The organism is Pseudomonas sp. HK3 (assembly GCF_052920985.1).
On record NZ_JBREXD010000001.1, the window covers coordinates 1,038,985 to 1,053,944 of the forward strand.

Annotated in this window: 13 protein-coding genes; 7 read left to right on the forward strand and 6 right to left on the reverse strand. The window is 43.4% G+C overall.

Features of this window, described 5'->3' with window-relative positions:
- Positions 1-366: 366 nt before the first annotated feature.
- The gene (locus tag ACU6U9_RS04965) at positions 367-1,494 is read left to right on the forward strand and encodes a diguanylate cyclase (RefSeq protein WP_446733953.1); all 1,128 of its coding nucleotides are present in this window, start codon (positions 367-369) and stop codon (positions 1,492-1,494) included.
- Positions 1,495-1,497: 3 nt separating this feature from the next.
- On the opposite strand, the gene ACU6U9_RS04970 is transcribed toward ACU6U9_RS04965, so the two are convergent.
- On the reverse strand, positions 1,498-2,397 hold the full coding sequence (locus ACU6U9_RS04970; protein ID WP_446733954.1) for a hypothetical protein: 900 nt from the start codon (positions 2,395-2,397) through the stop codon (positions 1,498-1,500).
- Between the two features lie 271 nt (positions 2,398-2,668).
- Here ACU6U9_RS04970 and ACU6U9_RS04975 point away from each other — a divergent pair, with 271 nt between their 5' ends.
- Positions 2,669-3,829 carry a Na/Pi symporter gene (locus tag ACU6U9_RS04975; RefSeq protein ID WP_446733955.1) on the forward strand — a complete coding sequence of 387 codons (1,161 nt, stop codon included), beginning with the start codon at positions 2,669-2,671 and terminating at the stop codon, positions 3,827-3,829.
- A gap of 10 nt (positions 3,830-3,839) precedes the next feature.
- Positions 3,840-4,100 (forward strand): hypothetical protein, encoded by a 261-nt coding sequence (locus ACU6U9_RS04980; RefSeq protein ID WP_446733956.1) that lies wholly within the window; start codon positions 3,840-3,842, stop codon positions 4,098-4,100.
- Positions 4,101-4,172: 72 nt separating this feature from the next.
- Here ACU6U9_RS04980 and ACU6U9_RS04985 read toward each other — a convergent pair whose 3' ends face one another.
- From ACU6U9_RS04985 to nrdA, 5 genes are all read right to left on the reverse strand, one after another.
- Entirely contained in the window at positions 4,173-4,811 is a 639-nt protein-coding gene (locus ACU6U9_RS04985; RefSeq protein WP_446733957.1) for a hypothetical protein, read from the reverse strand.
- A gap of 139 nt (positions 4,812-4,950) precedes the next feature.
- Positions 4,951-5,418, reverse strand: coding sequence for a thioredoxin-dependent thiol peroxidase (gene bcp / locus ACU6U9_RS04990; RefSeq protein WP_446733958.1), 468 nt, complete (start codon positions 5,416-5,418; stop codon positions 4,951-4,953).
- Positions 5,419-5,441: 23 nt separating this feature from the next.
- Complete coding sequence (gene yfaE, locus ACU6U9_RS04995; RefSeq protein WP_446733959.1) at positions 5,442-5,912, reverse strand: class I ribonucleotide reductase maintenance protein YfaE; 471 nt, start codon at positions 5,910-5,912, stop codon at positions 5,442-5,444.
- Between the two features lie 13 nt (positions 5,913-5,925).
- A complete protein-coding gene (gene nrdB, locus ACU6U9_RS05000; protein WP_446733960.1) occupies positions 5,926-7,056 on the reverse strand; it encodes a class Ia ribonucleoside-diphosphate reductase subunit beta in 1,131 nt (376 codons plus the stop codon).
- Positions 7,057-7,170: 114 nt separating this feature from the next.
- Positions 7,171-9,441 carry a class 1a ribonucleoside-diphosphate reductase subunit alpha gene (nrdA, locus tag ACU6U9_RS05005; RefSeq protein WP_446733961.1) on the reverse strand — a complete coding sequence of 757 codons (2,271 nt, stop codon included), beginning with the start codon at positions 9,439-9,441 and terminating at the stop codon, positions 7,171-7,173.
- Between the two features lie 455 nt (positions 9,442-9,896).
- Between nrdA and ACU6U9_RS05010 the strand changes: the two genes are divergently transcribed.
- The 4 genes from ACU6U9_RS05010 to ACU6U9_RS05025 all read left to right on the forward strand — a co-directional run bounded on the left by ACU6U9_RS05010 (position 9,897) and on the right by ACU6U9_RS05025 (position 14,567).
- On the forward strand, positions 9,897-10,637 hold the full coding sequence (locus tag ACU6U9_RS05010; RefSeq protein WP_446733962.1) for a response regulator: 741 nt from the start codon (positions 9,897-9,899) through the stop codon (positions 10,635-10,637).
- 58 nt (positions 10,638-10,695) lie between these two features.
- Positions 10,696-12,252 carry an ATP-binding protein gene (locus ACU6U9_RS05015; RefSeq protein WP_446733963.1) on the forward strand — a complete coding sequence of 519 codons (1,557 nt, stop codon included), beginning with the start codon at positions 10,696-10,698 and terminating at the stop codon, positions 12,250-12,252.
- Positions 12,253-12,634: 382 nt separating this feature from the next.
- A complete protein-coding gene (upp, locus tag ACU6U9_RS05020; RefSeq protein ID WP_446733964.1) occupies positions 12,635-13,261 on the forward strand; it encodes a uracil phosphoribosyltransferase in 627 nt (208 codons plus the stop codon).
- Positions 13,262-13,277: 16 nt separating this feature from the next.
- Positions 13,278-14,567, forward strand: coding sequence for a uracil-xanthine permease family protein (locus ACU6U9_RS05025; protein WP_446733965.1), 1,290 nt, complete (start codon positions 13,278-13,280; stop codon positions 14,565-14,567).
- Positions 14,568-14,960: the final 393 nt, after the last annotated feature.

The following is a 14,960-nucleotide window of genomic DNA, read 5'->3' on the forward strand; positions in this document are numbered from 1 at the left end:
AAGCAATTTTAATAATAAGGTATGACGTTGCTGTGTTTTTATTCGTTAGTAAAAAATAATCATAAGCGGTGTTTTGTTTATGTCAAAATAACAAAGCTGTGTGTACTCTTGATATGGCGCAATTTCAGGTTTTTATGGCCATGTATAGTGCGGCTCATTCGGCTTGCTCAAAAGCGGCCATGATTCTAGGTTAGCCTGACAGTATTGTCTGACATTGCATCAATATGTCGTTCGTCATTAAAATATGATGAGAGAAATATTCTTTAGAACGGTTGGTTAGATACCGTTTCCATCGTTTACTCAAGCGAGTAAGATGGCCGCCCATAAAAATAATACCCGCGCAGCTCGTTGCGCAAAGGGAGGACCATGCTGCAATCCCAAAAGCAGGCCTTACGTTTAAGGCGCACTGTGTTGTCTAACATGGGTGTGTTCTCTTTGTTGTTGCTGTGCTATTTGGCCGCACAATTGGGTTACTCTGCCATAGAGACAACCAATGTCGTGATATTGTCGCTGATTATGTGGCTAGGCCATATTGTGTTTGTCATTGTTATTCTGTTTTCCGGCAATTTGCGCTTTAAAGATGCAAGCTTAACGTTGCCGCAAATGGTGTGGGTGGCAATTTGGTTAAGTATTCTTATGTCGTTCTTGCAAGATATTCGGCCTTTAATGTTAATGGGTTATCTTCTGGTTATGTCTTTTGGTGCGTTTAGGCTATCTATTAAAGGCCTTTATGGTTTTACCATCTTTACTTTAGTTTGCTACCTTTCTAGTTTGGCCTGGGTGTTTCACCAGCGCCCAGATGATATTTATTTGTCTCAAGAATTTTTTGTATTTGTGGGCTTTGTCTTGGCTTTGTTTGGCGTTGTTTTAATGGGGAGTGAGTTTAGTAATTTACGACTCTCATTGGGCAATCGCCATCGAGAGTTAAAGGGCGCGATCTCTCGTATTGAGGAGTTGGCGATTACCGACGAGCTAACGGGTTTGTATAATCGCCGCTACCTTATGCAAATGCTTAGTCAGCAGCGTGCGTTGGCGAACCGCAGTCGTTATGGCTTTGTGGTGTGTTATTTAGACCTTGATCATTTTAAAAAGGTTAATGATGTTCATGGCCATCCATTTGGGGACAAAGTACTAAAAGCATTTGCGAATTTAATGACAAATTGTCTGCGCGAAGTGGACTTAGGTGCGCGCTTGGGCGGTGAAGAATTTGTACTGATCCTAGCCGATACCAATCTTGATGCTGCATGCGGTGTGTGCCAAAGAATGGCAGATAAGTGGCGAGCGCTTCATTTTAGCGAAGCGCCTAATCTTCAATTGACCTTGTCTGCAGGCATTACTGAATTTAAATCCCCTGAAAGTATCGAGAGCGTATTAGAGCGTGCTGATAAGCTGCTTTATGATGCCAAGCATAAGGGGCGTAACTGCATTGAAGTTGAGCAACAAGAACGGCAAGTCCCATTTAATTTTGATGCAGGGTGCAAATTGCCTGCCTAAGCACTAGAAATAGTGCCTTATTGCGATGAAGCCACTGAATTGTGTGAAATTTAGTTTTTCATGTTCAACGAATTCAGGCTGAAATTGCGATTGAAATATACTCTGATATTGATAATGAATACTGGGTACCAAATACCAGTAGGGCGCTAAATAATATCGATAATGCCAATCGAGTTTTAAATCCAATTGATAAACAGTACTTTCTAATGATGATAGGGCGCGATGCTGGGTGGCATCGTTGCTAAAGTCAGTGTCGAGTTGTGCTAGATTCAGACGCCATTGAAAGTTTAAGCCACGGTCGTCTTTTATTCGTCCCAAACTGAAGCCAAAGCCCGTGAAACGCCCATCGAACACAGTAGCATTGGTTGAGCTTATTGTGGCACTGACCGGGCTGGTTTCTTCCGAGTAGAACAAGCCGATAATATTGAGCGGCCCTTCGTCTTTTATACTTTCATACCAATATGCCTGGCCGCGTAAAAATTGCCGCTCAAGCAAGACGGTATCTCCGCTGGTGAGGGATTGGGCAAGGCCTGATTCATCGATGTATATTTGATTGCTGCCGATTACCGTTTCGAGAGTGTTTTTCTGCCATTCAAATTCTAGCCAAACCCCTTGGTGAGTATGAAACTGATATAGCGAAGCATGAACATCTAGATCAATGTGGTTAGTGCTTTGCTGTGCTCGCGCTTTTGGGCCTCGTGCCATCCAGCCTGTTGGCTGTTTTCGGTAGGCTTGCATATCAAGTGAGGCACCATAGGTTTGCTCTTTGTCGTCAGCGGTATCGATAAGGTATTGGTGTTGAATTTGGTTAATACCACTATAAACGCCGAAAAACTCAGCCCATGAAGTATGGCAGTGCAGAATAACGGAGAGCGCAAGCATGTAATGAAAGGGTCGCATCATAGAATATATATCGACCAAGCCCTTAAAATATTCACTTCTGTTACATAAGTTTACAAAATACCTTATAAAAGAAACGGTATTGACTTAAGTGCTAGGCTATATTAGCCACATCAGTTTTGTTTAAAAGCTGATCATTGTGTGACTCCTTATTTTATTTGGCGCCTTTTAGGCGCTTTTTTTTTGCCTTTTATCTAAATAGAGGTGGGTTTAGAACTGTACTAATGGAGACGCAGTGTTAAACTTGCGCCAAATTTTTAGATAGGGTTCTGGCATGACTGAATCTGCTGAACAACAACTGACTAACACCACTCAAAAGCGTATTTTAAGCTGGCTAATTTTATTAGCGGGTATATATGCGATCTTACTCTCGGTGGGCTTGGTCGGCTCAGGCTTTAAGTGGGTATCGGGTGGCTCTGAAGGCGCAAGAGAGCTTTTCGCCTTTGCTACAAATCCATTCCTCGCACTTCTAATCGGTATTCTTGCAACATCCCTCGTACAAAGCTCTAGCACCGTTACTTCTGTTATTGTTGGTTTGGTTGCTGGCGGCTTGCCTATCGAAATTGCGATTCCTATGGTCATGGGTGCCAACATTGGTACGACTATTACCAATACGTTGGTGAGTTTAGGCCATGTGCGCAAAAAATCGGAATTCCGTCGTGCTTTCGCAGCCGCTACGGTTCATGACTTCTTTAACCTTATGTGTGTGGCGATTTTCCTTCCGCTTGAAATTATCTTTGGCTTCTTAGAGAAAGCCAGTGCTTGGCTTTCAACGCATATGATTGGCGCAGATTCTATGAGCATGAAGGGCTTTAACTTCATCAAGCCCATTACCAAGCCTGTTATCAGTGAAATTAAATCACTGTTAGGTGTGTTCCCTGATAAAGTAGCGGCAATTACGCTTATTGTTTTGGGTATTCTATTAATTTTCGTATCCATTACGATTATTGGTCGTGTGCTTAAAGGCCTTATGGTTGGTCGCGCTAAGAAAATTCTACACGGTGCCATTGGTCGTGGCCCAATCTCTGGTATTGCCAGTGGTGCGGTTGTGACTGTGTTGGTTCAATCGTCTTCAACGACCACCAGTTTAATGATTCCGCTTGTTGGTTCTGGCGTATTTAAGCCTCGCGATATTTATCCGTTCACATTAGGTGCTAATATTGGTACTACCATCACGGCGTTATTAGCGGCAACGGCTGTATCAGGCGTTGGTGCAGTGGTTGCTCTGCAAATTGCACTTGTACACTTAATGTATAATTTGCTGGGTGTCATAGTGATATACGGTATTCCTTTCCTCAGAGAGATACCTTTAAAAGCAGCCGAGCGTTTAGCCGAAGTAGCAACAAAGCGTCACTCTTTAGCGGCACTGTACGTACTGAGTGTATTCTTCCTGCTGCCGGGCTTGTGTGTATTTATTATGTCTAGCATGAGCTAAGGAGATAGCTATGGGTAAGAAACGAATTAAGGAACTGCAAAAACAGGTCAAGGATGCAAAATCGACGCTGGCTGATTTAGAAAAAAAGGCCAACAAAAAGATTTTAAAAGCGCAACATAAAGTGATTGAAGATCTCGAAAATATGATCGGTCAAGAAACTTTGCGTCGTGAAAGCTTGTTAGAATTAAGCGAAGAAGCTTGGCAAGAAGCCAAAGAGCTTATGGATAATTTAATTCAGAAGGTTAAAAACGTAGTGAAATCGAATAAATAATTCGATTTCACTAAAAAAGCCCCTAAGTAAGCAGCTTACTTAGGGGCTTTTTTTTTGCTCGTCGAAAATGGATTAATTTAGGCCCATAAACCATTGCTTGTTTTGAGGATGCTTAAAGCTGATGTCCGTAGCGAGCTGTTTGACCTTTGGGTCGGTGAGGTAAAAATGAATTTGTTGTGTAATTTGCTGAGCGATATTGCCGTAATTAAAGCTTAAAAAGTTTTCACCATCATGAAACTGCACACTGAAGTCGTCAGTGGTATGAATGCCTTGGTGCTGTAATTGTTTTGCTAGGTTTTGAGTGACGTTACGGTAGGCCAGTTCTTTTAATAAAAAAGGCAGGCAGCCGGGTATATTAAAAGACCATGCCTCACGGTAGAAATCAGCGTCTAATGATTTTGCTTGTTCAATAAATAAGTTGGTAATGCGGCTACCTGCATTTGCTTCAAATGGAATGCTGCTTGGGCAACGATAACGGTATTGGATGTTATGGCTGGCGTCGTCGTTGACATGGGTTTGCATGGATGCAATTAGTTCGTTGTCTAAGATGACCTTGAAGCGAGTCGGCCATAGCTTGTCTTTTGATGTGTAGACGCGGATTTTTTGAATTTTATTGAGGCCGTGCTCGCAGCGTGCGGCATTGTCAGCCAGTGTGACACAAAGATATTCTGCAAAGCGGTCAAAGTCGTAATGTGCATTTAGGTTGGCCATGTTTCCTCCGAATGAATGGGAGTCTTATTCTTAAACGTAATAATCAGACGTTTTTTATAATAAGATCTACTCTGTCTGTGATTCAAACTTAAGTATAGACAGAGTAGCGTAACAGGCTTATTTAGATGAATAATTTAATTTATTCACCTTTTAAGTAGTTCAATACATCCTCGTGGTGAGTCTTGGTTTTGAACTTGTCCATAATATGAATCAGCTTGCCTTTCTCATCAATAATAAAGGTAATGCGGTGAATGCCATCATATTCACGTCCCATGAACTTCTTAAGGCCCCACACGCCGTATTTTTCGGCAATCGTGTGGTCCTCATCCGATAAAAGGGTGAAGTTAAGCTCGTCACGTTCTTTAAACTTTAGAAGGCGAGCTGGCGCATCAGGACTAATTCCAAGTGTTACGACATTCAGCTTATCGAGTTCTTTTTTGCTGTCTCGTAGACTGCACGCTTGTGTGGTGCAGCCAGGCGTCATGGCTTTAGGGTAGAAATACAACACGACGGTTTGCCCACGAAAATCCTTCAAGGCTACTTTGCTGCCGTTTTCGTCTAGTGTGGTGAAGGCAGGAGCTACTTTACCAATGGTAGGGCGAATCATAGGGTGTCCTTTCGGTGTTTAAGTTAACCTTTAAGCTTGAGTTTTAACGCAGTCTTGGGGACGCAGCAGCAGGGTAATATCTCACCTTCATTGATCCAAGCCATAGGCTCTTGCAGGTAAGCCACTTTGCCTTCGACTAAGTCCGTGCGACAACCACCACAATAGCCTTCTCGGCATTGGTAGGGCAGTTGAACACCTTGTGCCTCTAAGCTTTCAAGTAAATTATTGGCATAGTGAAACGCTAAAGGCTCAGCGATGCCGTCTATTTGCAGATTGTATACGGGTTTCTCGAAGCCTTGGATTTCAAGTTGTTGGTCATCTTGAGGGGCTTCTGGGTTGCCAACCGGCAGGTACAGTTCAGATTGTGGGCGAGCCTCGTCAGAAGATGAGGGCGCCTCAGGACTTTCAAGCTGAAAGTCCTGATGGTCGATGGCATCATCTTCAAGATGAAACTCTGAGTTTGACTCTTTTGATTTATCTCGCATTGCCAACATAGTTACGTCGAGCTTAAAGTTCGATATCGCTGAAGTCTTCTAGTGATAATGCGCTATCAATGGCACCCACTAGGTAAGAGCTAATTTCAGCTTCTTGTGGGGCTACTTGCACATTGTCGCTCACTAACCAAGCGTTGATCCACGGCAGTGGGTTTTGCTTTGTTGTGAAAATGCTATCAAGGCCAACCGCAGCTAAGCGCTGGTTTGTAATGTATTCAACGTATTGGCAAAGAATATCTTTATTCAGGCCAATCATGCTGCCGTCTTTGAATAAATACTCAGCCCATTCTTTTTCTTGCTCGGCGGCTTCACGGAAAATCTCGATCACATCGTCGCGACATTCTTTGGTGATTTCACCCATTTCTGGGTCATCTTTACCCATGGCCCAAATTTGCAGCATGTGCTGAGTGCCCGTTAAGTGAAGCGCTTCATCACGAGCAATCAATTTAATGATTTTGGCGTTGCCTTCCATTTTTGCACGCTCTGCAAATGCAAAGCTGCACGCAAAGCTCACATAAAAACGAATGGCTTCTAATACGTTTACAGAGGCAACGGTTAGATACAGTTTGCGTTTTAAATCACGCAGGCTTATTTCGACGATTTTACCGTTTATTTCATGCTTACCTTCACCCAAGTTTTGGTAATAAGTTACGCTTTCAATAAGGTCGTCGTAATATTTGGTGACGCTTTCTGCACGCTTGGTGATGTATTCGTTAGAAACAATGTCGTCAAATACGGCGGCAGGATCACTGATGACATTACGAATAATATGCGTGTAAGAGCGGCTATGAATGGTCTCACTGAATGACCATGTTTCTATCCATGTTTCTAGTTCAGGCAAAGAAACAATAGGCAGTAACGCTACGTTAGGAGAGCGCCCTTGAATACTATCGAGTAATGTTTGGTATTTAAGGTTGCTTAGGAAAATATGTTTTTCGTGCTCTGGTAAATTTGCAAAATCTTTACGGTCAGTCGAAAGATCCACTTCTTCAGGGCGCCAAAAGAAAGACAATTGCTTTTCAATTAGCTGTTCGAAAATTTTATATTTTTGTGTGTCGTAGCGCGATACATTGACGTGTTCGCCAAAAAACATAGGCTGGCTAAAGGTGTCGAATGTATTGCGATTAAATGTTTGATAAGCCATGTTTTACACTTCTGAAAATGACAATAAGTTTTCACTTATTGAATAAGGGCAGTATGTAAACATACAGCCCTTAATGATTTGAAAACCGAAAAGCCCGCTAGGGCTTTAGGTGTACTAGATTTTACAAGCACCGCCTGCACAATCGTCTTCTAAGTCTTGTTGAGAATCATCAGCACCGTCACGGGTATTGTGGTAATACAACGTCTTAAGACCCAGTTTGTAGCTGGTTAATAAGTCTTTTAATAAGACTTTCATCGGCACTTTACCGCCATCAAATTTAGATGGATCGTAGTTTGTGTTGGCCGAAATGGCTTGGTCAACAAACTTCTGCATCACACCCACTAGCTGTAAGTAGCCTTCGTTGTTTGGCCACTGCCATAACAACTCATAATTACCTTTGATATTTTCAAAGTCAGGCACAACTTGTTTTAAGATGCCGTCTTTGGATGCTTTAACACTGATGTAGCCACGTGGTGGCTCAATACCGTTGGTGGCATTACTGATCTGAGACGATGTTTCAGATGGCATCAATGCGGTTAGTGTTGAGTTACGTAGGCCGTGGGTTGTAATGTCATTGCGCAGGGCTTCCCAATCGTAACGAAGCTCTTCTTTGCATACGGCATCGAGTTCTTTTTTGTAGGTATCAATTGGCAAGATACCTTGTGAGTAGGTTGTTTCGTTAAACTTCTCACATGGGCCAACTTCTTTCGCCAGCTTGTTTGATGCTTTTAACAGGTAATACTGAATCGCTTCAAAGGTTTGGTGAGTTAAGCCCAGTGCGCTGCCGTCGCTGTATTTAACGCCATTCTTAGCAAGGTAGTATGCGTAGTTAATGACACCTACACCTAATGTGCGACGTGACATGCTTGAAATTTCAGCCGCAGGCATTGGGTAATCCTGATAGCTTAATAAGTTATCAAGGGCACGCACAATAATGTCAGCCAGTTCTTCTAATTCGTCTAGGTTTTCAATGGCACCTAAGTTGAACGCCGCTAGCGTACAAAGGGCGATTTCACCTTCAGGGTCGTTGATTTCTTTTAACGGCTTAGTTGGCAGAGCAATTTCTAAGCATAAGTTTGATTGGCGAATCGGCGCAACGGTTGAATCAAACGGGCTGTGAGTATTACAGTGATCGACGTTTTGAATGTAAATACGACCAGTACTGGCACGCTCTTGCATCAAAATAGAAAACAGTTCAGCCGCTTTAATGGTTTGCTTGCGAATATGTGGATCGTTTTCGTACTTAATGTACAGCTCTTCAAATTTCACTTGGTCTTCGAAGAACGCATCGTATAAGCCTGGTGTGTCAGATGGGCTGAACAATGTAATGTTGCCACCTTTGATCAAACGCTCATACATCACTTTATTGAGCTGTACGCCGTAATCTAAGTGACGTACACGGTTTTCTTCAACACCGCGGTTATTTTTAAGAACCAATAACGATTCAACTTCCATGTGCCAAATAGGGTAGAACAACGTAGCAGCACCGCCGCGTACGCCACCTTGAGAGCAGCTTTTAACCGCTGTTTGGAAGTGCTTATAAAATGGGATACAACCAGTATGGAACGCTTCACCGCCACGAATAGGGCTACCCAATGCACGGATACGGCCAGCATTGATACCAATGCCCGCGCGTTGCGATACGTATTTAACGATGGCACCCGCGGCTGCGTTGATTGAGTCTAGGCTGTCGTCGGTTTCAATTAATACACATGAACTGAACTGGCGAGTCGGAGTACGTACACCCGCCATGATTGGCGTTGGTAGTGACAGCTTGAACATAGACACCGCATCGTAAAAACGACGAATGTAATCCATACGAATTGACTTATCATAGCTGGCGAATAAACACGCACCAATTAGGACATACAAAAACTGAGGGCTTTCAAATACTTCACCTGTCACACGGTTTTGTACGAGGTATTTGCCTTCAAGTTGTTTAACCGCTGCATAGGCAAAGTTAAGGTCGCGGTTATGGTCAATGAAGTTGTCCATCTCTTGGAAATCAGCTTCGGTGTAATCTTCTAGTAAGTGGCGATCATAACGTTCGCTATCGACTAAGCGAGCGACTTGATTATATAGAGTAGGTGGCTCGAATTGACCGTAGGCTTTTTTACGCAAATGGAAGATGTTTAAACGCGCAGCCATGTATTGATAATCAGGCGTATTCTCTGAGATTAAATCAGCCGCCGACTTAATAAGCGTTTCATGAATATCAGAAGTGGTAATACCTTCATTTAGTTGGATTTGTGCGCGTAATTCAACTTCAGATACAGAGACGTTATCTAGACCCTCTGCAGCCCATGTAAGCACCTTATGAATTTTATCTAAATCTAAAGGAGCACGATTTCCGTCGCGCTTTGTTACATGAAGTGTGCTGTTCATTTCTGCCCCTTACCCATACAAAAACATCGACTCTAATAATAGAGAGGATAAAAAAATTGGTTTGTTGAAGTTCCGAATGAAGATTTGGCTGCCAATTGATCACTTTGTTCTTATTTTAAGTAATTGTGTTCAAAATGCGAGCAATCAATACTGCTCAAACTCGGAATAAGCACAGGATATTGTGCTTGGGAAATAGAATCAACCTATATGTTGTGTTTAGGCGGAAATGAACTTGTGGATAAATTGTGGGTAATCGGTGGGTAATAAGTGTGTAAATAGAGGCTGTTAGTAGTGGCTAACGCCAGAGTGTCGTTATCAGTAATATCAACTAATCTTAAAATGTGGGCACATGATCTTTCAAGCAAAAGCTGAAAATATTTACAAGATTGGGCAGGATGCCGACAAGAGTCTAAATTAATGTATATTAAAGTTACTTACCTATTCTAGGATGATCTATGGAACAGACACAGCAATCTGATGAAGCGTGGCAGATTTTAATTGTTGAGGATGACGAGCGTTTAGCGGGCTTAACGCAAGAATATCTCGAATCCAATGGCATGCAGGTGTCTGTGGAGGGTGATGGCTCGGTTGCGGTTGGTCGTATAAAAAGTGAGCAGCCTGACTTGGTCATTTTAGATCTTATGTTGCCAGGTGAAGATGGCTTGTCCATTTGCCGTTTGGTGCGTCCATATTATAACGGCCCGATTATCATGCTGACGGCTCGAGATGATGACCTTGATCAGGTGCTTGGTTTAGAAATGGGGGCTGATGATTATCTAGCAAAGCCGGCGCGTCCGCGCGTGCTGCTTGCACGTATTCGAGCATTACTGCGTCGAGTGAAAGAAACCCCTGATCATAACGCGACTAAAGCCGGAGCGAGCGGTGAACAAAACCGAGTGACCTTTGCCAATCTTGTGGTTGATAACAGCATGCGAGAAGCGTGGTTAGATGAAGAGTCGATCGATTTAACCAGTGCCGAATTTGATCTGCTTTGGCTGCTAAGCTCCAATGCTGGGCGAGTACTCAGTCGTGAAGAAATCTTCACGGCGTTACGGGGCATTGAGTATGACGGCCAAGATCGTTCTATTGATGTTCGTATTAGTCGTATACGGCCTAAAATAGGCGATGACCCGTTGCAGCCCAAAAGAATTAAAACGGTTCGCAGTAAAGGTTACTTGTTTGTAAAAGAAATATAGGCACAATCGTTTTTTTGCAGGCAGGAGAGACACCATTTTTTCTCGTGTGTATATCGGGGTGTTAACGATTTTATTGTTGGTCTCCATTTCGACGTTAGGTTCGTTGTGGCTGGTTGATCATATAAATCATAAGCAACATCAGCAAAGCATCATGGGCGGTATTTTGTTACTTGCTACGGGCGAAATTAAAGCCTCTAAAGGCGACGTTGCGTCTGTTTCTAAATTGTTAGGCGTGCCGCTTACCCTAACGCCTATCAAACAATCTAATTTAAGCTCAATCGATAAAGCCAGACTCGAAGACGGCCAATATCTTTTAACGAACACAGGCGATGGCGGCCTAAAGGTGCAAGCAGGTGTCGCGTTAAACCAAACCCGATATCTTTTAGAAGGTACGTTCCTAGATTTCCGCACGACCCATATTCGTGGTGCCGCCTCTTTAATTCGTCAGCTTGTTCAGCGTGAAGAGCAAGGATTGTCTGAATTGATTGCACTGTACTCCAATGTAAATAATTTACCGGTACGAGTGTTGGATCAAAGTGAGGCGGCTCAATATGAAAATGAACGGGCCAATATGATCGCGCCAAATTACTCAGCCTTTTATGACTTAGATGGCAGCAGTGGTCGATTTTATACTTATCTACCGGAAACCCAGCAGACCATTGAAATGGGCCCGATTGTTTTTCGCCAAGGCTTGTCATTGCAGTCTGTTTTTGTGGTGATTGCCTTGGCCATTATTTTAACCGGCATTGCCGTTTATTGGTTGGTGTATCGTTTTGAAGTGAACTTGCAGCGATTAGAGCGTGCAGCTACTCGTATTGCGACAGGACACTTGAACTCACGGGTGAAAGTGGAGTCGCAAGATGCATTTGGTCGACTGGGTGAGTCGTTTAACCGTATGGCCAGTCACATTCAGAGATTGATGGCGGTGCAAAAAGAAATGATTCGCGCGGTGAGCCATGAACTGCGCACCCCCGTTGCGCGCATGCGCTTTGGTGTGCAGATGCTCGAAGACACCACCACAGATGATTACACGCAAAAACAATTGCATGAAATGGATCAAGACCTGCAAGAGTTAGATGAACTAGTTGATGAAATTTTAACCTACGCTCGCCTTGAAGAGGGCGGTCCAATTTTAGAATTCAAGCAAGCCAATATGCTGGACTTGGTGGATCAAGTCGTGGAAGAGACGCGCAGACGCACAGACAAAGTTGAAATCAATTGGCATAGCCAAACTGTGAATGAAGACCAAATTTTTAGTGATGTCGAATACCGGTATATGCATCGCGCCATACAAAACTTAGTGGGCAACGCATGCCGCTATGCCAAAGGCCAAGTTTGGTTAGAGTACAGTTTTGATAATGGTATTTGCCGCATTGATGTTGAGGACGACGGCGAGGGCATTCCTGAAAAAGATTGGCAACGTGTGTTTTCACCTTTTACACGCTTGGACGATAGCCGCACTCGAGCATCTGGCGGCTATGGCTTGGGTTTGTCGATTGTACGTCGGATTATCTATTGGCATGGCGGTCAAGCCTTTGTTAATAAGAGCCGCTGGGAGGGTGCAAAAATGAGTTTGCTGTGGCCGCAAAATCATCAAGTATCCATTACTAGATAGACTAAATTTGAAACTTGGTTAAAAAAAAGCCTGATTTTACAAGATGTTACAATAGTATACATTTCTGCTACAGATAAGCATTTCAATAGGTTTCATGATGCATTCGTGTTTCCGTAAGGGAGTACAGTGAGAATGTAGCGAGAACTTCGGTTCTACTTTTAACCCGCCTTTGGCGGGTTTTTTTTGCTCTAAAAATGGGGTTGGACATATTTTTTTGCAAAAAAGCGCTAAAAAAGCGGGTAAGTTGATCGTTTGGTCAATTTGTTGTCGCCTGTTTTTCCTGTCTGTGACAAAATTCGCATCATCGCGTTAAACTGACTCTGGACGTCGTTCCATTTAATCGGTCAGTGCACACATTTTCAAAGTTCAATAGAGGTTCCCCATGAGCGTATATGAAATCAGCCACCCTCTGGTTAAGCATAAACTTGGCTTGATGCGAGCAAGTGATCGCAGTACTCGTAGCTTTCGTCAGCTAACGGGTGAAATCGGTAATCTACTTACCTATGAAGCGACCAAAGACTTAGAGCTCGAAGATTACACAATGGATGGCTGGTGCGGAAAAATTACGGCACAACGTATTCGTGGTAAAAAAATCACCGTCGTGCCTATTTTGCGTGCTGGCCTTGGCATGCTCGATGGCGTTTTGGAATTATTACCAAGCGCCAAAATCAGCGTAGTTGGCTTGTACCGTGATGAAGAAACCCTAGAGCCTGTAAGTTACTTCGACAAACTAGCGGGCGACATTGATCAGCGAATTTCGTTGGTGATTGACCCAATGCTTGCCACAGGTGGCTCAATGATTGCCACCATCGACTTATTAAAAGAAGCGGGTTGCGAAAGCATCCGTGCATTAGTATTGGTTGCTGCACCAGAAGGCATCGCAAAAGTACAAGCGGCACACCCTGACGTCGACATTTATACTGCATCCGTAGATAGTCATTTAAATGAGCAAGGCTACATCATCCCAGGCTTGGGTGATGCGGGCGATAAAATCTTCGGTACAAAATAAGAAGTAAGGGTGTTTAATGAGTAATCAAGTTGAAAACAAAACCTGGCGAACGGCCTTAGCGGGCTTACAAATGCTGTTTGTAGCATTTGGCGCATTGGTATTAATGCCGTTAATCACTGGCCTTGACCCAAGCGTGGCGTTATTCACGGCGGGTGTGGGCACACTTATATTTCAAGTGGTCACAAAGCGTAGCGTGCCGGTTTTCTTAGCATCGTCGTTTGTGTTTATCGCGCCGATTGCCTTCAGTGTGCAAACATGGGGAACGCCAGCCACCATGGGTGCGCTTTTTTGTGCGGGTTTAGTGTATGTAGTATTGGCCAGTATTGTGGCGATTCGCGGCCCAGGCTTTTTGCATCGTATTATGCCGCCAGTGGTGACTGGCCCAATCATTATGATTATTGGTTTAGGTTTAGCCCCAATTGCGGTGAACATGGCCATGGGTAAAACGGGCGATGGCGCCGCAGAATTGTTCCCATATGGCCAAGCGCTTTTGGTTTCAATGTCTGCTTTAGTCAGTACATTAATTGTGGCTGTGTATGCCAAAGGTATTTTTCGTTTAGTGCCTATCTTAGCGGGTGTTGCGGTAGGTTATGCGGTTGCGGGTTTCAGTGGCATGCTCGACATGGCGCAAGTGAACAATGCAGATTGGATCGCCATGCCAAACTTCATTGCACCCGAATTTCACCTTGCGGCGATTTTGTTCATGTTGCCAGTGGCGATTGCCCCTGCCATAGAGCACGTGGGTGATGTATTAGCGATCAGCAGCGTAACCGGCAAAAACTACGTTGAAAAACCGGGTTTACACCGTACTTTATTAGGTGATGGCTTAGCCACATCAGCGGCATCTTTATTTGGCGGCCCACCAAATACGACATATTCAGAAGTCACTGGCGCCGTTATGTTAACCCGTTCATTTAACCCCGTTATCATGACGTGGGCGGCGGGTATCGCTATTTTGTTAGCCTTCATTGCTAAGTTTGGTATTTTGCTACAAACCATTCCGACACCTGTTATGGGAGGCATTCTGATTCTACTGTTCGGCTCCATTGCCGCAGTGGGTATGAATATTTTGATTAAAGCAAAAGTTAACCTAAACGAGCGCCGTAACCTTGTGATTGTATCGACCACGTTAGTGTTTGGTATTGGCGGCATGGCGTTTACCTTTGGTGACTTCAGCTTACAAGGCGTAAGCTTATGTGGCCTTGTGGCAATCGCATTAAACTTAATATTGCCTCATACCAATGATGACATCGACGACCTGCACGAAGAGCAAGAATTGATGGATCAACTGGTAAAAGACGATTAATCACTCGTTAGCTTGAAGCGTTAATTATTAATGAAAGATAGGTAGAGCAATAAATAAAAAGAAAAAGTCGCTTATGAAAATAAGCGGCTTTTTTTATTTTTGCTTTATGAACTTGGGGTTCAGTGTCATAAAAATAGATGTGCATTATTGCGACAAAGCAGGGTGGCTGAAGTTTTAGATTAGATTGCCATTCAATAGGTGTCGCATTTATTTGTAGGCATCACATTGTTAGCTTAACCGCTATGGTGGACAGCTTGTGCTAGAGTTTAGGTTGATATATGGACTGCACAAAGGGAATGAAATTCAATCATATATGTATTATGCATATGGTTATCAGTAATATATAACGTTGCATGATGTAAGATGAGTATTGTCATATACAAAACATTGGCA

Bases quoted from the DNA above. Each gene is read 5' to 3' on its own strand.
- ACU6U9_RS04965 (WP_446733953.1), top strand. From the start codon at position 367: ATGCTGCAATCCCAAAAGCAGGCCTTACGTTTAAGGCGCACTGTGTTG.
- ACU6U9_RS04970 (WP_446733954.1), bottom strand. From the start codon at position 2,397: ATGATGCGACCCTTTCATTACATGCTTGCGCTCTCCGTTATTCTGCAC.
- ACU6U9_RS04975 (WP_446733955.1), top strand. From the start codon at position 2,669: ATGACTGAATCTGCTGAACAACAACTGACTAACACCACTCAAAAGCGT.
- ACU6U9_RS04980 (WP_446733956.1), top strand. From the start codon at position 3,840: ATGGGTAAGAAACGAATTAAGGAACTGCAAAAACAGGTCAAGGATGCA.
- ACU6U9_RS04985 (WP_446733957.1), bottom strand. From the start codon at position 4,811: ATGGCCAACCTAAATGCACATTACGACTTTGACCGCTTTGCAGAATAT.
- bcp (WP_446733958.1), bottom strand. From the start codon at position 5,418: ATGATTCGCCCTACCATTGGTAAAGTAGCTCCTGCCTTCACCACACTA.
- yfaE (WP_446733959.1), bottom strand. From the start codon at position 5,912: ATGTTGGCAATGCGAGATAAATCAAAAGAGTCAAACTCAGAGTTTCAT.
- nrdB (WP_446733960.1), bottom strand. From the start codon at position 7,056: ATGGCTTATCAAACATTTAATCGCAATACATTCGACACCTTTAGCCAG.
- nrdA (WP_446733961.1), bottom strand. From the start codon at position 9,441: ATGAACAGCACACTTCATGTAACAAAGCGCGACGGAAATCGTGCTCCT.
- ACU6U9_RS05010 (WP_446733962.1), top strand. From the start codon at position 9,897: ATGGAACAGACACAGCAATCTGATGAAGCGTGGCAGATTTTAATTGTT.
- upp (WP_446733964.1), top strand. From the start codon at position 12,635: ATGAGCGTATATGAAATCAGCCACCCTCTGGTTAAGCATAAACTTGGC.
- ACU6U9_RS05025 (WP_446733965.1), top strand. From the start codon at position 13,278: ATGAGTAATCAAGTTGAAAACAAAACCTGGCGAACGGCCTTAGCGGGC.